Source organism: Steroidobacter sp., from assembly GCF_036406195.1.
Classification (GTDB): domain Bacteria; phylum Pseudomonadota; class Gammaproteobacteria; order Steroidobacterales; family Steroidobacteraceae; genus Steroidobacter.
In genome coordinates this window covers 1-23,786 of record NZ_DASWVW010000050.1, presented here as the reverse complement: position 1 = coordinate 23,786, position 23,786 = coordinate 1, and the positions used below count along the sequence as shown (strand labels likewise).

The following is a 23,786-nucleotide window of genomic DNA, read 5'->3' as shown; positions in this document are numbered from 1 at the left end:
CTGCACGCTCTCAACAACCAGCCGTCTCCTCTCGAGGTGGGCGAGGAAACGCCTCACCGCAGCTGAGTAATTCTGCGCAACGCAGCGGCTGTATCTTTCATTCTCCAGATGATCAGCTAATCGAGTGAGCCACAGACTATTGGATGATTTCGGATTGGACATGTGCGTCTCCCGGGTCAGGACAGGTCAACCCAAGGATCGCACCGAATAATGCCAAGCGACTGTCGACGTTGTGCCTATATTTCCGCCAGTAACCCGCACTTCCTTCGCATTACTGGGTCCTTTTGATTACCGCATGTGACCGTGCCGGACTGTCTGAAGCAGGGCGTGCTCAAATGTCACCTGTACGACCCGGATCTGAACCCCGGCTATGCGCAACTCGCGCGGGACTTCTCCACCGCCGTGGTGCCCGCGCGTCCCGATCATCCGCGCGATAAGGCTTACGCTTCATACTGCACCTTGTTTGGACGATCTCGCGTTGATTACTTTGGGCTGTTTTGCTCGACGGCCGCCCCGGCCCTTCTCGATGCGCATGGTGCCCACGGGCTTGTATAGGCACCGCACATTACTGTCGTAGCGTTCTCGCTGGAGTAGGCCCATTCGACCCCATTGGCAAATGGTCGTCAGGCTGACGCCGAATTTTTGAGCGAGTTCTTCGGCGGGAAGATAGCCTCTATCCAGTAATCGCTCGCGGCGTCCCTTTATTTTGTAAGCATATCGAACCGTGATGACCCGTTTTGAGGTGAACGGCTCGCCCTTCCAATTTCTGTGTCCCATGGCATTGAGCGCGTCGGCGGCTTGTCCATCAGTATGAGTTTCCAGAAGTCGCTCGAGTGCGGCAACGACCTCCGGCTTTGTCTTGCGGACAAGCGCCATCGGAACAGGTCGCGGTATGGATAGCGAGTCGAGCTTTCCACCGCGAAAACGAACGTGAATAGCGATGCGTTCGGCGTTGAGCAAAGTTACGTCTTCGATGAGCAGCGCGATCATGCGCTTTCGCTCGAGCGGGGCCGTGCGCGGATCGTTCCAGACGCGAGGAAAGTTCTTGGAGAGCGCGAGAATGCGGGCGCGTGCATCTTTGCTGAGCAACTCTTGATCGGCTTTGCGCTGCTGCTCATGTTGCTGCTGAAGTTTATCGAGACTTCGAAGCTTCGCGTTCCAATCAGCCTCCAAAGAATCCGCAACCAAACGATTATCGGGGTCAACCTTCAAATAGCGCCGTCGCGCTAGTTCTGCCTCATAACGCGCACGTTCAAGTTGCGAGCTGCGCAGTTGCTCCGCCTGCTCGATGCGGCCGGCAATCTCATCGCTCACGGCGAGCGCAACCTTGAGTGCCGCGGGCGCCACCGTATCGAGCAGCAGCGAGCTGATAGCCGCATCGATGTCGCGGCCGCGAATCGACTGGCACGTTTTCCCGGCACGGCGCACGACCTCCTCGCTGCAAACGTAGTACGGAGCGGTGGTGGTTTTTATCTTCTGGTAGCGTACACGCATGCGCGCGCCACAACGACCACAGATGACTCTGCCTTGAAGTAGGGCCGAGCCTTCGCGCGGCATACGCCCGCGGCCGGTGGGACTCCATCCGGCGATGTTTTGCTTCAGTGTTTGTTCGTTACGCTCGTACTCGTCCCATGAGATGTAACCGGGATGGGCATCGCGAATGAGAACTTGCCAGTTCTCACGTGCAACCTTGATCTGGCTCGTCGACTTCAGATCGGCCTTACGCACGCCGCGCGTGCGCCCGTACACATAAGCGCCCGCGTAGCGCGGGTTATGCAAGATCTGAATCACGCGGCAATGTTCGATCGCCCCCCAAATTACATCGCCCTTGCCAATCCCACGCCGAATGCGCCTGGGAAATCGAACACCCTCCTGACGGAAGCGACGTACGACAGCAGTCGCGGAGCCGATCTGCCGAAACGTATCGAAGAGCAAACGCACCGCTTGTTGGATCTGTTGGTCCGGATCGAGCACCACGGTGCCCGCGGCATCATACGCAAGGCCAATCGGCAGCCCCATCTCGAGCTCGCCGCGCCGTGCCTTGTTACGCTGGCCGCCGAGAAGTCGAGCTTTGAGAACATGTAACTCCGCCTCGCTCATCGTTCCTTTGAGACCGAGCAACAATCGGTCGTTGAAGTTCGCCGGATCATAGACGCCATCCTCGTCAAGGATCAGCGTGCATGTGAGGGCGGCGAGTTCGAGCAAGCGGTGCCAGTCCGCATTGTTACGTGCCAAACGCGACACCTCCAATCCCAAGATGATCCCGGCGTGCCCCAGTGCCACCTCGCTGACTAGGTGCTGAAAACCATCGCGATGCTCGGCCTGCGCGCCCGACAAACCGAGGTCAGTGTCAATCGTGTGGATCCGCTCGATCGGCCAACCGAGCGCCACGGCGCGATCACGCAATGCATACTGACGCTGTTTACTCTCGGTGTTCTCAAATACCTGGCGCAGCGTCGATTGCCTGACGTACAGGAAGGCGTCACGGCGCAGATGCTCGGCGCTGACCTTCTGATGTGTGTCAATAAACATGCTTCACCTCCGATTGAGTTTGCAGAATCATGTTCGCCATCACATGTAGAAACATGTGATCGTCTGGCGCGGCGTCGACAGGTGTTGCTGGCCGTGATTGACAGGTAACGCGGGGAACTGCAGGAGCCATTAGGATGGCCAATCCTTCGATCATGCCGTGATAGATCACGGCGCCCAGACCGTCCGCTCGTGCTGATCCTTGCAGGACACTGGCGCGCAGGGTCTCGTAGATCGAGATTGCATCGGCTGGAAGTGGGCTGGCTGGAACTATCGTTTTTTTTTGCGCGCCAGAGCGCGTTCGATACTGCGGGGGTGGATGACCAGGCCAAGCTCGGCCTTGATCTGTTGCGCCAGTGCGCGGGCGGCGGGTGGATCCTCGCCGGCAAGCTTGCGCTCGATGAAGCGCATAACGTCGGCGGTGAGCTTGTGTGCGCCCTTGGGACCTCGCGGTTTGGGTATCAAACCGTTCAAGCCTTCCCGTGCGAAGTCTGCTTCTGCTTGGTAGAGCGTCGGACGCGATACACCAAACAGGGCGGCCGCCTCGGTCTTCTCGAGCCCCTCGATGCGCACCTGGCGGAGCATCTCGTACTTGACCTGCACGAGATCGCGCGGATCGAAGAAGCCATCGCCTTGGAACCACGGAGCTCGAACGCGTTCGGGGTGGCGGTTCAAGCCGCCAGTTTGCTTGAGTCGGTCGGCTTTGCGGTTGCGTGAACGCAAGGTGGTTCCGGCGGTTGTCGATGTGTAAGTTAATATATGCCGCTGTATGGCCCGCGATAATAGGTAAATATCGCAATCTGTCGAAGATAGCCCCAACCGAACGCCGGCCTAGTGCCAACTGTCTACGGAGACCACAATGCACAGCGGCGTTTATTATCTTACATGAGCGGCATAATTTAAGTGACACGTTCATGGTTGCCTCCGCTTGAGCAACTCAGCCACTAACGCATCCAATCTCTGCAGATCATCCGGGCGGAACCACGAACGCCCCGCTGACGCCTGCGTGAATGCATCGAGCTCTCCAATGCTCGTCCACGAGGTCAGCATTGAGCGAAGACAGCCGTTGTCGTCAAAGTAGAGAGCCCGATCCTCACCCCAGTTCTGGCGCCGTGTTCGCAGTGTCAAAACGGTGCCACGCTTTGGATGAAACGGATGGGTGATCTCAAACTTCGCCGCTTCGTTGTTAGAACAAGTTGTAGTTCGTGACTTGTGATAAAGCGATCGTCGAAGGACTGGTCAAGATCCTAATGCGCTATGTGCGCTTCCGTCATCGGCGCACGCGCTTCACATCGTTGCATCAGATCAACCAGGCACTCAGTGACTGCGTCGAGCGCATCAATGCGCGGCGGCACAGTCGCTTCGGCGTCTCGCGTCGCGAGCGCTTCGAGGCACTGGAACGGGCCGCACTCAAGGCGCTGCCTGCCCACGACGTGGACACCGGCGAATGGCTGACTGCAACGCTGCATCCTGATTGCTACGTGCTGGTGGAAGCCGTTCTGTACAGCGCCCCGCATATCCATCGTCACAAGAAGCTGCGCATCAAGCTCACCGAGAACCACGTCGAGATCTTCCTGAACCTCGAACGCCTGGCAATCCATCCACGCTGTCGTCACCGAGATGGCCGGCGCATCAAGATCGATGCGCACTTCCCGCCAGCATCCCAGGCGTACTACGAAGCCACGCCGCAGCGTCTGTTGTCTCAGTCACGCTTTATCCATCCCGAGCTACATCGGCTGTTCGTCGAGCTGTTCAATGATGATGTCTTCGGCAACCTGCGCCGCGCGCAGGGCTTCGTCCGCAGCTGCATGAAGGAAATCAACACCGCCGGACACGAACTGGCAAGCGAGCGCATTGCCGCCGCGATCACTACCATGCGCCGCTACGACAAGTTCCGCGTGCCTTACTTCCAGGCGCTGCTTGCGCAGGCCAGAAAGCAAACAACCGCCGCACCGGGCGAGTCTCGCGAGATCGTGCGCCGCCCCGGCAACCCTATGCTGCGATATGCCGTCGGTGCCGATCGGCCCCTCGACATCTTCGCTGCTGTCCCGTCCGACTCAATCCAGGAGAAATAGATCGTATGAGTACTGCTATCGCCAAGAACCTCATGGCCGAGATGAAGCTGCTCGGCATGTTCGGCGCCTTCGACGACATCATTGCTTCAGCAACACGCGATCAGATCAGCTACACAGAGTTCCTCGACACGTTGCTGCAAGCCGAAGCCGACTATCGACAAGAGCGCAAGACCGGCTATCGCATCAAAGCCGCCAAGTTCACCTTGCGGCCGGCCTTCGAGGACATCGACTTCACTGCCAGCCGCTCGATCAGCAAGGCGCAGATCAAGGAGCTCTACAGCCTGCAGTGGTTGAGTGAAGGCCGCCCCGTCCTGCTCATCGGCCAGACCGGCGTGGGCAAGACCTTCATCGCGCAGGCTGCGGGACTGCATGCCTGTGCGTGCGGCAAGTCGGTGCTGTACATGACCGTCACGACGTGGCTGGAGAATCTCGCGCTCGCCCGGTCCAGCGGGACGTATCTTCGCTATCGCGATAAACTCGCGCGCCCAGACTTGCTCATCTTCGATGACTTCGGCATGCGCAAGCTGTCTTCCACCGAAGCGCAGGACCTGTGCGAAATCCTCGAAGAACGATCGCTTGGCAAGTCGACGATGTTCACCACTCAGCTGCCCTCGCGCATTGGGCGGAGGTCATTGCAGATCCCGTCATCAGCGATGCGATCCGCGACCGCCTCGAGCACGCCGCGCTCATGATCGACATCACCGGCGAGAGCTACCGCGGCGTCAAGGCCCGGAAACTTGCCAGCAAGAAACACGGCGCGTAAGAATCGCCCACTTCTGCTCCGCCAGTGACCTCAACCGGTGGTCCCCAACTCGGGAAATCGGGCGGTCCTCAACTGGGAAATCGCGCATTCAGCGCGCTACCAGCGTCAGCTGGACTCACATCAGCGTCGCACTCTAGGAACCTAGAACGCCTGCGGTCCGCAATTAAGCCTCTTCCGTGGGCTCAGCAATTAGGTACGGCACCATCTCCGATTCGTGCCATACGCTTGCGGCATTCAAATTACCGCCAGTGAGCTCCTCCGTCCAGCGCTCGAGAACCTCGCGCATCTCCTTCACATAGCCATATCGATTGTAGATCGCAGTCACACTGCCATCGGCATGGCCTAGCACTCGCTTGATCAGTTGCTCGCCGCCGACGCCCAACTGCTCCGCAATCCGAGTCGCGACTGTTCGTCGCAGATCGTGCGGCGTCCACGGCACCACATCCCGCTCGCCGCTCACGGCTGTCATCGCGCGGATCATTCGGCTCTGGGCCTTCGGCCAACCCGACGCTGGCGAAAGGCCGTCGGTGCCGCTGAAGACGTAGTCACCCTGTTGTCCAGCGTAGTTCGCCAACGTGTGTTCGAGTATTTGGACCGCGACCGGCACGAGCGGCACCACATGCACGTGATCGCTTTTGTATGCCTGCGCTGGGATGACCAGCAGCGACTGCCTGAGGTCGATATAGGACTGGCGACAACGCGCCCACTCGCCGGGCCGGCAACCAGTTAGCAGTATCAGGCGATAGAGCGGACCGAACGGATAGCCCAGCGTTCCAGCAGCATACCAAACGACCTGCGCCTCCTCCAAAGACAGCACACGCTCCTTCTTCCTCTTCTTCGGCAGGTTGTCCTCCATGCCAGAGACTGGATTGTCCGCGCGCTTCAGCAGCCGCTCACGAATGCCCCAGTTAATCATCTTACGAAGAACGGCAACTACGCTCCTCGCAGCTTCGATGCCGCCGCGACGGCGCATCTTTCCTTCATGAATTGAAGGCGCCTGAACCATGACCTCTTTCATGAGGCTGCGCACCTGGTCGCGAGTGAGCATGTCGGCCACCACCCGACCTACGCCTCCAACGATGTGAGTTCGAATGGCCATCTCATATCTGGCCCCGGCACGCAGCTGCTTTAAGTGGACATAGTCCGTGAGAAATTTCTCAGCCAGCCCTTCGACAGTGAGGCGCCCAGTCGCTACCCGCTCAAGCGCTTCAACTGGACTCTCACCGCGCCTCGCCTGATCGATGTATGCGTTGGCCTTTGCTCGCGCAGCATGCAAAGAGACCTGCGGGTATGAGCCGAGCGTTAGACGTCTCTTCGGGCCCATCAGCCCATGTCCTCGATCGGTGATGCCACCCTCGCCGAATACGCGGATCATCAACGACCATGTCGCGCCCCGTGTTTTTCCAATTCGCAGCGTAAGTCCGGGCACTGCGCCATCAGGTAACTCGACGCGGCCAGTCCGCGGTTTCGCCAGTACGGTCCGTATCCCTACGTCTGTGAGCTTGTTCATAAGCCACCTCGCTCCTGGGGTGTCACTCCAAATTCGTGGGTGCCAGCCCCAAAATCGCGGTTTCTCAACGTCGCTCTGGGGTGCCACTACAGGGTGAAATTTTGCTCGTCTCTGCCTGAGAAAGCGAGCACCTCCGTGAACTATAAAAGTCGCGAAATACCTATTTTTATAGTCTTTGTGGCACTTCCTCAGTTGGCCCTGGAAGTGGCAGAAGATAATTCGGGCATGTCGTTGCCTTGTCAGATATTTCTTTTCTGCATTCCGTGCACGCGATTAGTGTCATGACCGCCACTCCAAGTGACCCTTTTGCATTCAAGCGTGGCAGGAATCGGCATCACAAGTCTGCGGAAGACATCACATAACGCGCCCATGACAATACCGGATTCCCCGGTGTTGCACGCCATCACGACATTGTCGCCGCTTACGAAGCCAACATTCTCTCCCGCAGGCGACTATAGCCATCGAAGGATAGCTAACGCTGCCGGTCAGGCATAAGCGGCTTTGCGCGGGTTGAGCTGCTTGCTCGTGTTTCGTAAGCGCTCGATCTTCCGCAGCCTGCCCATCTGAGCCGAGATCTGCTGGGGTATGTCGTTTTTTCAACCGACGGAGAGCGACATGTCGAAGCAAGAAGCACGCGCCCAGCGCGCGCACGAGTGGCTAGAACATCTGCATCGATGGAAGGCGGCGGGGGATCGTTGGCGGCCTACGCGAAAAAACATGGGCTGGCGCTGTGGGCGCTGTATCACTGGCGCGGTGTCTTGATCCAAGAGGGCCGCTGGCAGCCAACGCGGCCGCCACGGCAGGCGAAGCTTGGCACGCCTCATCTTGAAGCGGTTCCCCTGCAGTTTGCCCGCGTGGCCGTGACTGAGGCACCGATGGCGCTGTATATCCTTCGATTGCAGCTGGGCAACGGCCGCCGTGCCGAGATCGAGATGCGGCATATGGAACCGCTGCTGCAACTGATCTCGGCCATCGAGCGGCAGCCATGATGCGCCCGGGCGCGGAGGTCGCCGTGTATCTGTGCGTGGCGCCGGTTGATGGTCGTAAGCAGGCGGCGAGTCTGGCGCTGCTGGTCGAGCAAAGCCTGGGCCGCAACGTGTTCGAGCCCGCGTTGTATGTCTTTACGACACGTCGACGCGATCGCGTGCGGATCTTGTACTGGGAGCGCAATGGGCTATGCCTGTGGAGCAAGCGCTTGGAGCAACAGCAGTTCATCTGGCCGCGTTCGGCGCCTGGCGAGACAGTGACGATGAACGGACGTACGTTGAACGCGTTGTTGGACGGGTTCGATGTCTTCAGTCAGGGGCATCGTGAGCTCGAGATTCGCCGCGTGGGATAATGGCTGAGCGAACGCTGGCGATTGTTTGCTTTCTGTTTGATTCTCCCTTCACGTTTGTTTCTTTGAACGTTCCGGCATGCGATACTTCAACGCATGCTGGAGCCCTCCTCAGTCACCGACGCACAAGCGCAGATTGCGCAGCTCCAGGCGTTGCTATCCGAGCGTGATCGACGCATCCGACTGTTGGAAGAAGTGCTGCGCCTGATGCGTGTCGAGAAGTACGGTGCGAGCCGTGAGAAGCTCGGCGAGGCGCCCGGTCAGCGCGGGTTGTTCAACGAAGCCGAGGCGGCGATGGAGATTCTGGAAGCCGCCGAGATCGACGCGCCGCTGATCGCCACGCCGCTGCGTGAGGATAAAGCCCCCGCAAAGTCCTCTGGCCGTAAAGCGTTGCCCGCCCATCTGCCACGCATCGAGGTGCGTCATGAACTGCCCGCAATCGAGCGCATCTGCGGCTGTGGTTCGGCACTCCACGAGATCGGCGCGGAGACCTCCGAGCAGCTGGACATCATCCCGGCGAAGATCCAAGTCATCCGACACGTGCGACCGAAGTATGCGTGCGCCCACTGTCACGTCGGCGTGAAGGTCGCGCCCGTGCCGGCGCAGATTCTGCCTCGAAGCAACGTGTCGTCCCGATTTCTGGCCCATCTGATCACCTCGAAGTTCGTCGATGGGTTGCCCTTCTATCGACTGCAAACGGTGCTGGCTCGCCATGAGATAGCCATGCCTCGCGGCACGCAGGCGGCCGTGACGATCAATGCGCACGTGCCGGTGGTGCCGCTGCTGAACCTGATGGATGAGCGGATGCGAGCCTACGGTTACATTCGCATCGATGAGACGCCGGTGCAGGTGTTGAAGTCCGGCACCGATAGCACACAACAGTGGATGTGGGTCAGAGTCGCCGGTCCGCCCGGACAACGATGTTCTGTTTGACCATGACCCGAGTCGAAGCGGGCAAGTGGCGGCAAGGTTGCTGGAGGGCGCCTGCGGCTATGTCCAAAGCGATGGCTACGCGGCGTACGATGCCGTGGCGGCGTCGCTGCAACTGACGCACGTCGGCTGTTTTGCTCATGCGAGGCGCCGCTTCTTTGAAGCCGTGCAGGCGCTGCCAAAATCGGAGCAAAAGAACAACACCGCTGCGCATGAGATCGTCCGGCGCATTGATGCACTGTATGCAATTGAGCGTGAGATCAAGCACCTTTCAGACGACGAGCGGCGTCAGGTGAGACAAACCCGGGCAGTACCGCTGCTCGATTCGTTACATACATTCGCACAGTCGCTGCAAACGCAGACCTTGAGTTCGGGCAAGCTCGGTGAGGCGCTCGCGCATCTCAACAAGCAATGGACCAAATTGATTCGCTATATCGAGGATGGTCGCCTCGCCATTGATACCAATCTTGCGGAGAACGCGATTCGGCCCTTCGCTCGGGGCAGGCGCGCCTGGCTGTTCGCTGACACCGTCAAAGGTGCTAAGGCCAGTGCGGCGTTCTTTAGCTTGGTCGAGACCGCCAGGGCGAATGGATTGGAGCCCTAAGCGTATCTCTGCTGGCTGTTCGAACGGCTGCCACACGCGAAGACGGTTGAGGACTTCGAGGCCTTGCTGCCCTTCAGCACATTCGATCTCTCGCCGCAATAACGGGGAAGATCTCTGAAGATCTCCCGCTTACACTCCAGCGGCAGCGTTCGTGGAAAAAGGATTTCATGCACCGGACGATTGTGACCAGCGAGGTATGCAACGAAGCAATCAATGATTGCCCCACCCAACTCGTGCTGTTCGCGCATTCTCATAACGTCGAACATGTCCCGCGGATGCTGACGATCCATTGCCGCGACCAGTTTGCTTCCGTAGAGCTCGGCCGTCTCGAGCATCGGCACTTCAATGTCGGTGGTGAATACATCCTGTGCCCGATCACAGAGCCTGGCACGGACGGTCGGCAGCACAGTGCCTCGGAAAACGAAGTTCACGTCGACTTTCACGCGTGCATCCGGCGCCTCTACCAGGAGCTTGACGTCGTCTCCTGACTTGCTCGTCGGCAGCGAGGCGCGATAACCCATCTTGCTGATGAGCGACTTCGAGGCAAGAAGGTCTTCGCCGATCGCTCGCAAGGCTTCTTCGCGGCCGAGCGTGTAGTCAGTGAAGACAACGTCGATGTCAACGGACAACCGCGGAAGGTCCTGAACGAAGAGGTTCAGCGCCGTACCGCCTTTCATCGCGAAGCGAGGCGACTGAAACACTGCTGGCGCGATCGAGCAGAAGCCGGACGGTATTGATGTAGTTGTCGTTCATGAACGTCGCAGATCGAGGCGTTCCCCAGATTTCGAGACGCCGACCCAGCGCTTACCGCCACCTAATCGCTGACTATGGCGCTTTGCAATGGCAGCCCACGGCAGATCGAATTCTTTAGACAGGGATTCAGCGAGGCGTATCACCTTGATGCGAGTCACGTGAGCCATCAACTGTTCGAGCACATTGGTGCGCAGAGAGCGCAATCCTTCAACGAGTTGCCGGGCCTCCTCGAGCGACTGGTTCTTGCCAACGTCGCTGAACAACTCGAGCATCGCGCGCTCTGGTACTGACACGAGCACCTCCGGCCTACCGTTCGGCAACGGCTGGAGCCCGAAGCTTTGCTTCAAGTTCGCATCGAACAATTGGGTGACTTGATATCGACTCTGAAATCGTTCCGTGAACCAGGAAGGCAGTGCGATGCGATCATCTCCCCACAGACTGAGCACCTCCCGGAAGCTAACGTTGTGACGCACGCCTCGCCAATCGAGCGCGGTTTTTGAGCCGACATGAAAGCCTGATATGCGTCCACTCAGAAAGGCCAGACATCCATCTCGCGTCAACGTATCTCCGGGAAGCATGTAGACGCCGCGGGCAAGATGCACGAGCCAGCCACTGCGCGCCAGAGCCGAAGCGCGGTATGCAGTGACGCCGTGCTTCGCCAACTGATCGACGCCGAGCGGTTCGCCGCGGGGCAATGCCACCAAGGCGGTTTTGAATGAAAAATTCGCTCTAGTTGACGGCATAAGCCAACTATACCGAGCCAATCATGCCTAGACAATGCCAGGGCGCATTGAAAAATCATCATAGTTGTGGCATGGCGACAACAACTTCGAAGAATCCATTCTAGGGACATCGTCTCGGATATACGCCGCAGCCGCAGCGAGCTACTAACCTATTGACTGTTTCGAGTTTTGATCGACCCCACGACTTATGTATGTGAAGGCCGGCCTTCCGCCGCGGAATGATTGCTCTACGGGCTCATCCGATGGAATCGGACACAGAAAGCCCTTCGCGGACCACTGCCGAGATGGAAGTACGGCGCTCGTCCTTGTAGCTCGTCACGTCGCTGTCCATGCCGACCTCCTGAATCCACCAGTCAGGCGCGATGCATTGATCCCCGGCCCGAAACTCGTGAGCATGCGAGTCCTGCCACCCCATCACCCATTGCAAATAGTTGTGAAGCGCGGCGAACGTCCCCTGATTGGAAACGACGATGCGCCGCCAGATCAGCGGCTCGATGTCCAGGAGTTCCACTCGCAAGGCGACGAGAGTCGCTTTTGATTGTGAAGGCATTCGCTCTTATATAGAGCTAGATTCAGGTCCAGCCTACCGATACGCTGAAGATTGCGATTTACCCGCCAAACTACGCATAAATCAGCGACCGTGGGACCATGCTGGGATTGGCACCTCAGCCATACGGCGATTTTAAGTATAAAATAGCGACAAACATTCAATATTATGACTAAACTTGCGACATAAGGTAGGTCAACCAGCTCCCTTACCTGGAGAATCGCGACAATGCCGTTGGTGGTAGCCCCCGGAGACGATCGAGCCGAGGCTCGACGCGTGCAGCGCAGGGCCGAGCAAGGCGAGTTGCGACGCATCTACAAGGGAATCTACACCACCGACCTGGTGCAGCCGATGGAGACGATCGTGCGTCGGCACCTGTACGAACTCTGCGCGATCCTGACCACCGACAGCATCATCTCTCATCGGTCCGCGCTCGAAGCGAAGCCAACGGCGGGCGGAAACTATTACCTGACGGGCTCGTACCGGCGTGACATCCAGCTCCCCGGCGTAAAGCTGCGCATCGCCGAAGGAAAAGGCCCGCTGGACTCCGACATCCGCATTCCCACCTTTCATGGAAACGCACGTTTCAAGCCAGGCCCGGGCGTTGCTCGAGAACCTGGTCCCGAGTCGAGGTGATCCCGCAGAGAAGCGAACTTGGGGACCAAAAGGAGTCGAACAGTGGCTCGACCGATTCATTGCACGAGACGTCACCGGCGCCGTCAATCATATTCGAGACCAGGCGAGAGCGATCGCTGAGCCGCTCGAGCTAACCGAGGAGTTCAAGCAGCTCGACGCAACGATTGGCGCCCTGCTGGGTACGCGCAAGACCAAGCTGCACGCACCAATCGCCATAGCTCGAGCCGCAAGGCGTCCGTACGACGATGATCGATTGGAGCTGTTCGAGCAACTCGCCTCGGAGCTTCAACAGAACCCACTCATCGTTCCCGGCGTCGACCCCAACGAAGATCGATATCTGCAGGCATTCGTCGAAACGTACTTCTCGAACTACATTGAAGGAACGGAGTTCGAGATCGAGGAAGCCCACGACATCGTCGTGAACGGCCGGCCGCTCGAATATCGAGAGGATGACTCACACGACATCCTGGGGACCTACCAGGCCATCCTGGCCTCCAAACATGACCCGAGACTTCCTGAAAGCGCTGAACAATTTGTCGGGCAGCTCCAGGAATGGAACCGCCTGGTAATCGAGTCCCGGACGGACAAGCGTCCGGGCGAGTTCAAGACCCAAGCGAACCGCGCGGGAAACACGGTCTTCGTGAGCCCCGACATGGTTATCGGAACGCTTATGAAGGGTTTCGAGATCATCATGAGCGGGGCTACGCCGGCCAATCGCGCGGCGATCGCCATGTTTGTAGTTGCAGAGGTTCACCCATTCAATGACGGCAATGGACGTACCGCGAGAGTGGCCATGAATCACTATCTCACCAGCGCTGGGCTGACGCGCATCATCATTCCGACGGCCTTCCGCGACGATTACCTCTCCGCGATGACTGGAGGACATCCGACGCCCCTGGGCCGCATGCTCGAGCGGGCAGCGCGATTCAGCCGCTGGTTGGACACAAGCAGCAAAGAGCTGCTGCTTCGAAATGCTTCGCACTTCAAACGCCATGCTCCAGCCTTCGGAGGGAAAACTGACCTTCGATGATTCGAGCGCGGCGGGCGATTCTGCTGAATAAAGGATCCGGGCCCAACAAGAAATCCGACTATCGCGTGCAGGCAGTGGTGACGCTGCCTGTGATGCACTGATCAGCCATCCGGACTTGCTCACGCGCGACTTGCTCTTGCCAACATACTTTGGAAAGAGGCGTCCACCGGCAGCTCACTTCCCCGATAAGACACCGTGCCGTCCTCAGAAATCGCAACATGAAACGGCTCGGAAGAGATCAGGATCTCTTTCAACGTCCGCGCAAACCAGTTTGTATCCCCAGTTAGTATCCCTTGGGCTACAGAATCGGAAGGGCTACGGGTAATTGTAGCCCGTAGGCTACCGCGCCGATCCGTTGCTGCTGAGGCGTGGCCGTGCGGCACTTTCACGGCTGGTGTGGCGATCGCTTTCGTAGAACGCCTGATCGAAGTTGGGCGTGCGGCATGAGTGCTTCGCAAGGCAACCAACTGTGGTCGTAGCAGTCGACAAGAGACCACGGGGAATTGCCCAACTCGTCTGGGGAAAGTTCGCGCAATCCGACCCCGTTGACGCATTCACCATGCAGCTGAGACGAGCCCTCAGGCGAAGCGTCGCGCGGCCTACCAAGATCTCGATGCCTGTGCAACCTGCCTGACAGTTGCTGCGACAACGGCAAGCCCTTTTGCGACGGGCGATTGACATTGCTCAATCTCGGAGGCCAGCGGTGTTGACCCGACGCGACGTCGGTGAAACACTCGAAACGTTGCAGCCACCTGGCCTGCAACAACTCGCACAGCGTCCTGCAACGTCGTGCGCCTGAACAGCCCGGAGCCCCATTCGTGCCAGCGACCTCTCTGCGAAAGCCCAAGATCTGCGTCCTCAGTTACCATGGGCTCAGCGCCCTCGTGCACCACGTGATCCCTGAATTCGAGCAGCGCGCCGACATCTCGGTCATGGAGGTCGCATATCACGACGCGCTGGATCTTGGGCGCGAAATCAAGCGACGCCGTCAATACGACGTAATCGTCACAGCCGGAAGAAATGCGGCGCTGCTGCGCTCAGCGCTATCGTTTCCGGTCGTGTCAATCAAGATCACGGGCTACGACCTGCTGGAGGCCCTGACCAAGGCGCGCGCCGTATCCGACCACATCGGCGTGGTGATCTATCGAGAGAAGATCCGGGAGCTCGAGGCGATCAAGGATCTGCTCCAGGTGCGTGTGACGCAGCGAACCTACGAATCGATCGAGGACGGCCGTGCCTGCTTCCAGGCGCTGCATGATCAGGGACTGAAAGTCGTGGTCGGATCCAGCCGGGTCGTAGAACTGGCGAATGCGTGCGGCATCTCAGGCATTCTGGTCTACAGTGAAGACTCGGTTCGACAAGCTTTCGAGGAGGCGCTGCAGCTGGCCGAGCTCGCTGTGCTGGAGGCGGCGCGCTATGAGAACCTCAACACCATCGTGCGCTGCCTTCATGAGGCGGTGCTGACCGTCGACTCTCACCATCGCATCACGGCGATCAATCCACTCATGGAGCGTCTGCTCGGCACCCAAGCCGGCAGCCTGCTCGGCCGCGACTTGTGTGAGGTCGACCCGGGCTTATCTCTCGAGAACGTCCTCATGGACGGCGAAACCGAGGTCGACTCAGTCGTTCAGTACGAAGGCAAGTCCTACGTGATGACGAAGAGTGCGATCCGCGAGTTGAACGTCATTACAGGCGCGATCCTCGTGTTGTACGACGCGCAGGCCATACAGCGCGCCGACGTCACGGTACGCTCGCGTCGCAAGTCCAAGGGCCTGCAGGCACGCTACCACTTCCAACAGATCGTCGGCATCAGCCCGGCCCTGAAGCAGGCGCGGGCTGTGGCGGAGCGCTGTGCCAAGTCGCAATCTACCGTGCTGATCACGGGGGCGAGTGGAACGGGTAAGGAACTGTTCGCGCAGGCGATTCACAACGCGAGCAGCCGTAGCAACGGACCGTTCGTCGCCTTGAACTGCGCGGCCTTTCCCGAATCCCTGCTCGAGAGCGAGTTGTTCGGCTACGAAGACGGCACCTTCACCGGCGCGCGCAAGGGCGGCAAGCCCGGCCTGTTCGAATCAGCGCATACAGGCACTCTGTTTCTCGATGAAATCGGCGATATGCCGACTCCTCTGCAGACCCGCCTCCTACGCGTCCTTCAGGAACGCGAGGTCGTGCGCCTCGGCGGCCTCCAACCCATTCCAGTGGACGTGCGCGTGATCGCTGCGACACATTGCCAGCTGATCGAAAGGATCCGCGAAGGGAAATTCCGCGCCGATCTCTTCTATCGGCTGAATATCCTGCGGCTGTCGCTCCCCGCTCTGCAAGAACGGCCAGAAGACATCGGTCCGCTGGCTCTGCACCTCCTGCAGCAGAGCCTGCGCCGTCAAGGATGTTCGCTGCCAGTGAACCAAGTGCTCGACCCAATGCTGCCAGTACTGCTGAAGTACGACTGGCCGGGCAACGTCCGCGAGCTGGAGAACATCATGGAACGCTTGGCGGCCTATCTGGCGTCTTTTGAGCCCGGGGCCGAGATCGACTATGAGGGCTTCCTGCTCGAAGCGCCAGAATTGCAAGGCGTCGGGCAGCAGTCCGAGCCGACCGCCGCGTTCGCGTTGCTGGCCAACGCGCCCAAGCTGGACACAGCGACTGTTCTGAACGCGCTGGAGCGCGCACGCGGCAACAAGCAGCTGGCCGCCGACATTCTTGGAGTAAGCCGAACGACTTTGTGGCGCAAACTGCGCGATTTGCAGAGCGCCTACCCCGAGGCAAGCGGTGCATAGCGCAGCGATTTGAGAGGCAAACCAGGGCGGACCACTATGGAGTTGCCTGAGGCAGAACATCAGGTTGCTCCCTGACTCCCTCCTCCGGGCGTCCAGAGGTCATGCCGCTTCCGGGCCCATTCCGCCATCTCCCAGATCACGTTCGTCGGTGCGGCCATGACCAGGGCGTGGCGATCCACGGCGATGAGCGCGCGCAGAAGATTCCGGCCTGCACGGGCGCGGATCATGCTGAGATGCTCACGTGCAAGCTGTTCGGGCGCGATCGACGCAGTTGAAAACGGAATGGCGTTTGCTGCCTTCGCTTCGAACCATGGCCAGAAGAAATGAGCTGCACGCACGGCGCTCCAGGTGGCCGCCAGGTACTGGCCGAAGCGGTCGGGCGACGGGTCGGGAATCGCCGCTTGCCAACGCGGCGAGTGCTGCGGCAGCGGGATGTGCGCACAGATTGCGCCCCAGCCCCGAGCGCCAAGCTCAATCGCCTCCTGTGCGGCGAGTAACGCGGACCATCCCTCGCCGACGATGAGCGGAGTTCCGCGAACACCGATCGCGGTGATCGCTGCGGCCACAATCGTGCCCCAGGTTGAGAGATCCGGTGCGCAATCCGCTGGCCAATCATCGGACAGACCGTGTCCTGGTAGATCTATGGCAAGCGCGTCGCCCAGCTCAAGCAGTTCCACCGATCTGCCCGGACCATGCAGCAGCACCGTCGTCGCATCGGGTGCGCCACGCCAGTGAATCAGCCCGTCGAAATCCGCCTGGGTCACGCGCACGAAGCCACCGTCGTTGCTTTCGGCGAGCGGCGGACAGGGCGGCGTGGGCGTCTGCAACAGATGTGCGAGACACACTGCTTCGAGATCACTGGGCGTCGCGACTGGCTGAGCTTTCCAGTTCGGCGGCATCGCGCCGAGCCGCTCGATATGCGCCTGCAACGGATCACCGTTGTAGGCCGCAATCAGCACGGGCGGGGTTATGGCGTCAGGGCCGGGGATGTCGCTGCTCGAGCGTAACGCAGCGCCGTAAGCCGTTCGATAGGCGTCGCCGCTCTCGAGTATGTCCCTGACCATTCCATCGATCCTCAGAGGATCGTCGTGCGCCACACTGAGGCGATTGCAGTCGCGCACGTCGAACCAGGGGAAGAACCAGGTCTGCTCGAGGCATCGATTCCAGAGCCAGGTCAGATGCTCGCCATAAGGGCTTGGTCGGAAAGGCGGCAAATAGAATTGATCGAACATCGCCATTTCTTCGCGCGTCCACACGGCATAGCCGCCGATGGCGAGGGTCGTGAAGCGATGCGGATCTCGCCTCATTGCGTTGACCAGAACCATGCCCCCCGTGTGAAAGCCATAGGCAGCAGTTTTCTTCAGTCCGATGGCGTCGAGAAACTCCAGCAGTGCCTGCGCGAACGCGCGGATATCGGGCTCGCCGGGCAGAGGATCGGACTGACCGTATCCGGGTGTGTCTGGAGCAATGCAGGTGAAATGACGCGCCCACCTCTGCATGAGCGGAGCGTATTCGGCGGAGCTGCGCGGGCTCTGGTGAACCATCAGCAGCGCAGGGCCGGTTCCGGCCTTCCGGTAATGCACCCGGCGACCGCCAATCTGGATGAAGTGTCGACTGATTCTCATGAGCAGGTCCGTAGAGCTGAGGGCGGCTGACGCCAGCACTCTCCTTCAGGTGCCACACATATATATGTGTGGCATGTGTCGCCCGGCAGCGTTGTGGACAGTCGTGAAAGGCACGTCGGCCGCCTATCGAAGATGGGGCGGGCCGACTTCACTCACAATGCACAACCTGAGCGGCCACATTCCTCAGCAGTCGATCAGTCCGGCCGCGTGATGAACGCGGCGACTGCCTCGCTCCATTCCTCAGGCTGCTGATCGACGATGTCATGCGTGCCGCCGATCAGCTCCACGTACTCGAAGTCGGGCCGCATCTCCTTTGCGCGCTTCGCGTGTTCGTAGATGTCGTCTCCAGTGTTCGTGAGTATCAGGGTGCGGTGCTTCAGACGCTTGAGCGTCGCAGCGTGATCGTAGCGATACGCGACGTGGTGTCCCCACCAGTAGGGGCCACGTCCCTGGTACTTTTCGACGACGATCCGCGTGATGACCGCCGGATCCGGATCTGGCCCGTACATCCGCTTGCGGGCCTCGAAACTGGTCGCGAGATGGCTCCCATCGAGCTTGGGTCTGCCGCGCTCGTGGCTGCGCGCGCCGCTCTCGATGTACTTCTGGCGCTCTTCTTCCGTAATCGGAAAGGGACCGTTCAGTATCAGTCGCCGCACGCGAGATGGTGCGTTCAGCGCCACCTCGGTCGCAATCAGCCCGCCGGTATGGTGCCCGAGAATGTCCGCCTGCTCGATACCGAGATGATCGAGCACGCTCACGACCGACCTCGCCCAGTCCTCCACGCGAGGGATCGCTGGCGGCGGATCCGAGAACCCGAAGCCCGGCGTATCGATGGCGACGAACCGGACGCCTCGATTCACGAGCGGTTTGAACGCCGCTTCGAACTGTCGCGCCGACGCGGGCGACTGGTGCAGCAGCACGAGCGGCCGCGGGTTGCGCGGCGACTTCACCAGCCCCACCGAGTCGTGGAAATGCACGAGGCCGTACGGACCGCGTGCGTAACCCCGACCCATGATGCCGTCGAAGTCGGGTGCGCACCGCTCCCGGCTCTTCGCCGAAACCTGCCCGGACCATCCAGTCGCTGCGAGCGCGGACGTCGCGCAACCAAGCTTTATGAAGCTCCGACGATCGTTCATCGACTTCTCCCAGAAGCACCGCCGATCTTCCGCTCGCGCGGAATCAAAGCGAGCTCACCACCTCTATCGCCGCACGCTCAGCAGATTCGAGCGCCGCTTCCATGCCGCGGTTGGCGACCGCCGTGTGTTCGCCGCAGAAATGCACGCGGCCATGCACGCTCGCCATCGCGGGACCGAACTGCGTGATCTGCCCGGGCGCGTACACCGCCCAATCGCCGCGGGAGTACGGATCCAGATCCCAGGAGTGATAGCCGACGCACTCGAGCGCGCCGCGGGCCGCGGGCCGAATCGATTCGATCTCGGCGATCACCCGCCGAATGGCTTCCTCGCGCGGCAGGCGATCGAGGAAGGCAGCCTTGCGGCCGCGCGGGTTCACGACGATGCAGGTGACCTCGCCTTTGTCGCCGACGGTCGCCGAGACCGTGCCGATGAAGCTGTCCGTCCACATCGCCGGGCTGAGGCCGTCCTGCTCCCAGAACGGCCGAAGAGGCCGCAGGAAGATCATCGTGTTGATCATGTACGGCACCGTCGCGACCGCTGCAGCGTGCCGGCCGCTCAGCACTGGATCGAATCGCACATTGCGCACCACCGAGTACGGTAGCGAACAGATCACACGCCGACCTTGATAACGGCTGCCGTCGACGCATTGCACCGTCGCACCGTCCGAGTCGGTGGAGATCGCCACGATCTCGCGGTTCAGATCGACGGGCCGCTGCAACTTCGCCGCCATCGCTTTCGGGAGTTGGTAGTTTCCGCCAGCAACGGCGTACATCTCTGTTCCGATGCTCACCTGCCTGAGGCCCCAGACGTCGTTGAAGCCGTACATGAGCACGGAGACATCGTGCGCTGACGTCCCGAAGTACGGATTCTCAGAGTAAGCGAGACGGATCACGTCATCCGCCACGCCGCGCTCCGACAGATAGGCGTGCACCGAGACGTCGAAGGGATGAACCGCCGGCGAGTGCCAGTCTTCCGGCGTCTTGAGAGGATTGCGGCCAGCCATAGCGAAGCGAGGCAGTTGCCACGGCATGAGGCTGCGCGCCTCCTTCGGCAACCGGTTGTACCGTGAGGTCGGCCACTCTTCTTCCGGGACGATCTGGCCGTTCATCACGAGCTGCGTCTTGGCGTAAGCCGCTCCCCGCCGCGAGACCTCCGTGAGCGGCAGTCCCATGCGCCTCGCAGCGTCCAGGACGCGTCCGTAGCCGGATCCGAAAACGGAACCGCCCACTTCCGGATGGCCGGGCAGATCGAAGCGAGTGAAGACGCGGCCTCCCACTCGGTCGCGCGCCTCGATCACCTGCACATCGAGGCCCGCCTCCTCCAGCAGAACGGCACTCCAGAGCCCGGAAAGTCCGGCGCCGATCACGATCACGTCCGCACGTGCGTCACGCGCCGGCGCATTCGTCCGCGCCGCTTTCGCCGGCTGCGCACGCATCGTCGCCGCCCCCACCGCAGCGGCAGCTGCGCCGCTCATGAATGTTCGTCGCGTCAGTTGCGACATCGTCAGTTCCCCTTTACCAGGTCTGCAGCATTTTTCGCCTTTTCAGGCATCGCCTGTTCGAACAGTCGCCGCCACGTGGCCGGCATCTGTTCGTAGGCGAACACCTTCCGACCGTAACAGCGCGAGACGAAGCTGCCGGGCAAGTCGCCCATCCGCAGCCATTTCGGCCACGACAAGATGTCGGTGAAGTACTGCACGGCCGGTGCGCTCTTCACTTTTGGATTCGCAACGTCCGCGAGTTTGCCGACGTAGGTCGACCAATCGTTGACGTGGAACGGCTTCAAGCCCGAAGCCGGATCCACTGGCACTGAATTCATCACCATGTCGCCGCGGATGACGACGTCCTCGCCCTCGATCCAGCCCGGCCCAGGCGCATCGCTGCGGGTCGTCTTCATACCCGAAGATTCACCGCCGCCGAACGCGGAGCCGCCCTCGGGACTGAACACCGTGCGCCATGGCTTCGGCTCGATGTACGTGACGGGCACGACTTCCTCCGTATACGGGTTACGGAACGACGTGAGCAGCTCCCCCGAGTTCACTGGCGTGTAGAAGTTCGCACTGGCCATGGTGACCTCGTACGAATCCTCGCTCAGGTCGCGCGTTGTGAACCACGCACCCACGTACATATCCCAAAAGGGCGTGGCGACCGAGTCCACGACGCCGTACCGCGTGCCTCGCATCCACCAGAACGTGACCGAATTGTCGAGGGAATAGGCCAGCCTGCGAAAAGCCAGCGCGAGTTGCCGCTTGTCCTCGAGATCGAGCGATCGCGATCCGCGCGCAGCGCGCGCCGCGCTCGCGGTCTGGCCGATCGTCGCCATGCCCGCCGCAGCACCCATCAATCCAAGAACAGTACGTCTCTTGATCATGCAAGCATCTCCTGAATCGATCTCGTGCTACCAGTTCTTGCGGCTCGCGTAATAGCGCGAAGCATCGGCGGAATCCGCAGGGATGTAGCTCGAATGCATGTTCGCGCCGTGCCGCGGCGCATATTTCGTGTACACGGGCAGCAGCATTTCCATCGGAACGCCTGGCGGTATGCTCCGCGTCCGACGGAACTCCGCGATCGGAATAGCCGTCGTCACGAACTCCTCGTGCACGGAGCGCGCACGCGCTGCAGCCTTGCCATTGGGACCGAAGATGGCCGTGTCGCCGGCGCCGGAGAACTCCGGAAAGCCCAGCGTCTCAGGCGAGACGGACTGGTTGCAGACAACCGTCCAGAGCCGGTTGTGCGCCGACATCAGCTGCGCTTCTTCGACGTTGTAGCCGCCGGAGGACGAGCTCAAACGCAGCTCGAGCCCTTTCATCGCCATCGCGCGGACGATGTCCGGCTGCCCTGGCGTCACGGAGCACGAAATGTTGCCGATGTCGGTGCGCGCGATCGACAGCACCTCATCCTCGCCGTACATTTCGCGATAGCGGTCGAGCACGTCGTAGATGGACGTGGTGAAGATATCCCAGTCCGGCCGGAAGCCGCGCATGTTGTTCGTCTTCCAGTGGTTCGCGACGACCTTGCCGTCCGGTCCGATCAGAATCCCGTTCAACAGCAAGTGGCCGGGCCAGTCGCGATCCCTCACGTACGCGCCGAACGTGATGTAGCAGCCGTACTGCTTCGCCTTCGCGCCGAGCGCTTCCGTTTCAGGCCCCGGAACCTCGATTGAGATGCGCAGCGATTCCTCGCGCGTCCACGTGTTCCATCCCGACAGCGGTTGCTCGTTGAAGCAGACCAGATGCTGCCGACCAGGAAAGCCGTTCGCGGCGTCGATCAAGTCGATCATGTGCTGCAGGTTGGCCTGCATCTCGCGTTTCGGGTTCTTCGTGTCCCGAATCGCCCGCATGATCGACTGTACGGCGGTCACCCGCAGCACATCGGCGCGCAGAGGAACGGTTTCGTACTTGCCGTCGATGGCCACGCTGACGTTCGCATCGCCAGCCTGCGCCGCCGAGTGCGCTGGCCGCGATAGCGCACCGCTGGCAGCCAGGGTGACCGCACCCGTCGCTCCCGCACGCAGCAAATTTCGCCGCGCGGGGGAGCGTGGGCCGCCGCTGTCATGTTGGTTCATGTTCATGTACTCCTAGCCGAATCAGCGTTCACCTGGACTTTCCGGGTCGCGGCAACTCGCCTTACTGCTGCGCCTGTGCCGCAGCGGCTGCGGTTGCGGACTTCAGATAGGCGATAATTGCGGCGCGGTCCGCCGGGGCCTGGACGCCGGCGAACACCATCGTCGTGCCCGGGACCATGCCCGAGGGACGCTGCAGCCATTTGTCCAGGTTCTCGTCGTTCCAGACGACACCGCTCTTCTTCAGCGCTGCGGAGTAAGCCTTGTAGCCGGGCGCAGATGCAGCGGGGCGCCCAAAAAATCCAGTCAGATTCGGGCCGACTTTCTGCACTGAGCTCGGCTGGGTGTCGTGGCAGGCGCGACACTGCATGAACAGCAACTGTCCGCGCTTGGTCGCTGCATCGTCCGCACCCAAGGCCGACGCTGACAGGGCCAACATGGAAGTCATCACGATCGCTATGCGGGCCATCATTTGGGCTCACCTTTTCTCGACACTATTACGAAACTCCCGGTCGAGGAACGCCTTGACGTCCCTGACCGTCTCCTCCGGCCGCTCGATATGCATCAGATGGCCGCCGCCTTCATAGATGATCTTCTGCACGCTCTTTGCGTTCTTCAATGCATCCGCGAATTGCTGGGCGGTTTCGGCGGACAACGCATTGCTGCTGCCTCCCCAGAGCACCAGCGCCGGGGCCCGAACGCGGCCGAGCACTCGAACCGGATTGCCGCGCTCATAGAGCTGCCTGCCGAGAAACGCTTCGCGATCGCGGCCGACGATGTTCCAGTAGTCCGCCTTGCGCTGAATCATCTCCGGCGTGATCTTGCTGTGATCGTTGATGATCGTCTTGAATAACGAAGTCAGCTCCTCGGTCGTTGTCGTCTTCGGCTTGAACACCGCCGCCTCGCGGGGGCGCTCCGTCGTTCCGCCACGACCGCCGTATTCGATGCCCGCCGAGTTCTGCAGGATCAGCGCAGAGACTCTGTCGGTGCGCGTGCCGGCGTAGCGAAAGGCGACGAGTCCGCCGTAGGACGTGCCCCCGATCGCGAAGCGCTCGATGCCCAGATGATCCATGAGCGCGTCGACCATCGTGAGATAGCGATCGATCGAGTAGTTGCCGCTCGGCACCGGGCCCGTCAGTCCGAAGGCCGGCAGATCGAAGCGCACGACGCGATAGCTCTTGCTCAGAACCTTGACCCAGCCGTCCCAGTCCATGAGGTCGCCACCGGAGCT

The 23,786-nt window shown here is 60.6% G+C and carries 22 protein-coding genes and 3 pseudogenes; 9 read left to right on the top strand and 16 right to left on the bottom strand.

Annotated elements, in window-relative coordinates:
- Nucleotides 1-447: 447 nt before the first annotated feature.
- From VGE08_RS19805 to VGE08_RS26415, 3 genes are all read right to left on the bottom strand, one after another.
- The gene (locus tag VGE08_RS19805) at nucleotides 448-2,532 is read right to left on the bottom strand and encodes a recombinase family protein (RefSeq protein WP_331069645.1); all 2,085 of its coding nucleotides are present in this window, start codon (nucleotides 2,530-2,532) and stop codon (nucleotides 448-450) included.
- A 267-nt stretch (nucleotides 2,533-2,799) separates the two neighbouring features.
- A complete protein-coding gene (locus VGE08_RS19800) occupies nucleotides 2,800-3,252 on the bottom strand; it encodes a helix-turn-helix domain-containing protein (RefSeq protein WP_414717513.1) in 453 nt (150 codons plus the stop codon).
- Nucleotides 3,253-3,441: 189 nt separating this feature from the next.
- Entirely contained in the window at nucleotides 3,442-3,693 is a 252-nt protein-coding gene (locus tag VGE08_RS26415; RefSeq protein WP_349258750.1) for a DUF5372 family protein, read from the bottom strand.
- Nucleotides 3,694-3,734: 41 nt separating this feature from the next.
- Here VGE08_RS26415 and VGE08_RS19795 point away from each other — a divergent pair, with 41 nt between their 5' ends.
- Both VGE08_RS19795 and istB read left to right on the top strand, forming a co-directional pair.
- The gene (locus VGE08_RS19795; RefSeq protein WP_331069643.1) at nucleotides 3,735-4,604 is read left to right on the top strand and encodes a Mu transposase domain-containing protein; all 870 of its coding nucleotides are present in this window, start codon (nucleotides 3,735-3,737) and stop codon (nucleotides 4,602-4,604) included.
- A gap of 5 nt (nucleotides 4,605-4,609) precedes the next feature.
- A pseudogene (istB, locus tag VGE08_RS19790) lies at nucleotides 4,610-5,367 on the top strand (IS21-like element helper ATPase IstB).
- Between the two features lie 163 nt (nucleotides 5,368-5,530).
- On the opposite strand, the gene VGE08_RS19785 reads toward istB, so the two are convergent.
- Both VGE08_RS19785 and VGE08_RS26615 read right to left on the bottom strand, forming a co-directional pair.
- Nucleotides 5,531-6,415, bottom strand: a complete 885-nt coding sequence (locus VGE08_RS19785) for a tyrosine-type recombinase/integrase (RefSeq protein WP_331069648.1) — start codon at nucleotides 6,413-6,415, stop codon at nucleotides 5,531-5,533.
- A gap of 168 nt (nucleotides 6,416-6,583) precedes the next feature.
- Nucleotides 6,584-6,877: pseudogene (locus VGE08_RS26615) on the bottom strand (Arm DNA-binding domain-containing protein); the annotation flags it as partial.
- Nucleotides 6,878-7,551: 674 nt separating this feature from the next.
- On the opposite strand from VGE08_RS26615, the gene VGE08_RS19780 reads away from it, so the two are divergent.
- The 4 genes from VGE08_RS19780 to tnpC all read left to right on the top strand — a co-directional run bounded on the left by VGE08_RS19780 (nucleotide 7,552) and on the right by tnpC (nucleotide 9,747).
- Nucleotides 7,552-7,866, top strand: coding sequence for a hypothetical protein (locus tag VGE08_RS19780; RefSeq protein WP_331069641.1), 315 nt, complete (start codon nucleotides 7,552-7,554; stop codon nucleotides 7,864-7,866).
- Nucleotides 7,863-8,216, top strand: a complete 354-nt coding sequence (gene tnpB / locus VGE08_RS19775; RefSeq protein ID WP_331069640.1) for an IS66 family insertion sequence element accessory protein TnpB — start codon at nucleotides 7,863-7,865, stop codon at nucleotides 8,214-8,216. The genes VGE08_RS19780 and tnpB overlap by 4 nt, the downstream gene beginning before the upstream one ends.
- A 93-nt stretch (nucleotides 8,217-8,309) precedes the next feature.
- The gene (locus VGE08_RS19770; RefSeq protein ID WP_331069639.1) at nucleotides 8,310-9,146 is read left to right on the top strand and encodes an IS66 family transposase; all 837 of its coding nucleotides are present in this window, start codon (nucleotides 8,310-8,312) and stop codon (nucleotides 9,144-9,146) included.
- A 25-nt stretch (nucleotides 9,147-9,171) separates the two neighbouring features.
- Entirely contained in the window at nucleotides 9,172-9,747 is a 576-nt protein-coding gene (gene tnpC, locus VGE08_RS19765) for an IS66 family transposase (RefSeq protein ID WP_331069638.1), read from the top strand.
- Here the strand turns inward: tnpC and VGE08_RS19760 are convergent.
- The 3 genes from VGE08_RS19760 to VGE08_RS19750 all read right to left on the bottom strand — a co-directional run bounded on the left by VGE08_RS19760 (nucleotide 9,744) and on the right by VGE08_RS19750 (nucleotide 11,793).
- Nucleotides 9,744-10,424 carry a nucleotidyl transferase AbiEii/AbiGii toxin family protein gene (locus VGE08_RS19760; protein ID WP_349258749.1) on the bottom strand — a complete coding sequence of 227 codons (681 nt, stop codon included), beginning with the start codon at nucleotides 10,422-10,424 and terminating at the stop codon, nucleotides 9,744-9,746. The two genes, tnpC and VGE08_RS19760, sit on opposite strands and share 4 nt — an antisense overlap.
- A 72-nt stretch (nucleotides 10,425-10,496) precedes the next feature.
- Nucleotides 10,497-11,201, bottom strand: coding sequence for a type IV toxin-antitoxin system AbiEi family antitoxin domain-containing protein (locus VGE08_RS19755; RefSeq protein ID WP_331069647.1), 705 nt, complete (start codon nucleotides 11,199-11,201; stop codon nucleotides 10,497-10,499).
- Between the two features lie 277 nt (nucleotides 11,202-11,478).
- On the bottom strand, nucleotides 11,479-11,793 hold the full coding sequence (locus VGE08_RS19750; protein WP_331069636.1) for a plasmid pRiA4b ORF-3 family protein: 315 nt from the start codon (nucleotides 11,791-11,793) through the stop codon (nucleotides 11,479-11,481).
- 225 nt (nucleotides 11,794-12,018) lie between these two features.
- Between VGE08_RS19750 and VGE08_RS19745 the strand changes: the two genes are divergently transcribed.
- The 3 genes from VGE08_RS19745 (at nucleotide 12,019) to prpR (ending at nucleotide 16,233) form a co-directional block, all read left to right on the top strand.
- On the top strand, nucleotides 12,019-12,426 hold the full coding sequence (locus VGE08_RS19745; protein WP_331069635.1) for a hypothetical protein: 408 nt from the start codon (nucleotides 12,019-12,021) through the stop codon (nucleotides 12,424-12,426).
- A complete protein-coding gene (locus VGE08_RS19740) occupies nucleotides 12,362-13,456 on the top strand; it encodes a Fic family protein (protein WP_331069634.1) in 1,095 nt (364 codons plus the stop codon). The genes VGE08_RS19745 and VGE08_RS19740 overlap by 65 nt, the downstream gene beginning before the upstream one ends.
- Before the next feature lie 818 nt (nucleotides 13,457-14,274).
- Nucleotides 14,275-16,233 carry a propionate catabolism operon regulatory protein PrpR gene (gene prpR / locus VGE08_RS19735; RefSeq protein WP_349258748.1) on the top strand — a complete coding sequence of 653 codons (1,959 nt, stop codon included), beginning with the start codon at nucleotides 14,275-14,277 and terminating at the stop codon, nucleotides 16,231-16,233.
- Between the two features lie 59 nt (nucleotides 16,234-16,292).
- On the opposite strand, the gene VGE08_RS19730 is transcribed toward prpR, so the two are convergent.
- From VGE08_RS19730 to VGE08_RS19700, 8 genes and pseudogenes are all read right to left on the bottom strand, one after another.
- Entirely contained in the window at nucleotides 16,293-17,471 is a 1,179-nt protein-coding gene (locus VGE08_RS19730; RefSeq protein WP_414717514.1) for an alpha/beta fold hydrolase, read from the bottom strand.
- 93 nt (nucleotides 17,472-17,564) lie between these two features.
- Nucleotides 17,565-17,732, bottom strand: a pseudogene (locus VGE08_RS26605) (alpha/beta fold hydrolase); the annotation flags it as partial.
- Between the two features lie 320 nt (nucleotides 17,733-18,052).
- Nucleotides 18,053-18,994 carry an alpha/beta hydrolase gene (locus VGE08_RS19725; RefSeq protein WP_331069632.1) on the bottom strand — a complete coding sequence of 314 codons (942 nt, stop codon included), beginning with the start codon at nucleotides 18,992-18,994 and terminating at the stop codon, nucleotides 18,053-18,055.
- A gap of 43 nt (nucleotides 18,995-19,037) precedes the next feature.
- Nucleotides 19,038-20,495: a flavin monoamine oxidase family protein gene (locus tag VGE08_RS19720; protein WP_331069631.1), complete on the bottom strand. Its 1,458-nt coding sequence runs from the start codon at nucleotides 20,493-20,495 to the stop codon at nucleotides 19,038-19,040.
- Between the two features lie 2 nt (nucleotides 20,496-20,497).
- Nucleotides 20,498-21,364, bottom strand: a complete 867-nt coding sequence (locus VGE08_RS19715; protein WP_331069630.1) for a DUF1838 family protein — start codon at nucleotides 21,362-21,364, stop codon at nucleotides 20,498-20,500.
- A 27-nt stretch (nucleotides 21,365-21,391) separates the two neighbouring features.
- Nucleotides 21,392-22,558: a nitrilase-related carbon-nitrogen hydrolase gene (locus tag VGE08_RS19710; protein WP_331069629.1), complete on the bottom strand. Its 1,167-nt coding sequence runs from the start codon at nucleotides 22,556-22,558 to the stop codon at nucleotides 21,392-21,394.
- 61 nt (nucleotides 22,559-22,619) lie between these two features.
- Entirely contained in the window at nucleotides 22,620-23,027 is a 408-nt protein-coding gene (locus VGE08_RS19705) for a cytochrome c family protein (protein ID WP_331069628.1), read from the bottom strand.
- A gap of 6 nt (nucleotides 23,028-23,033) precedes the next feature.
- A partial coding sequence (locus tag VGE08_RS19700; protein WP_331069627.1) for an alpha/beta hydrolase occupies nucleotides 23,034-23,786 on the bottom strand: 753 nt, incomplete at its 5' end.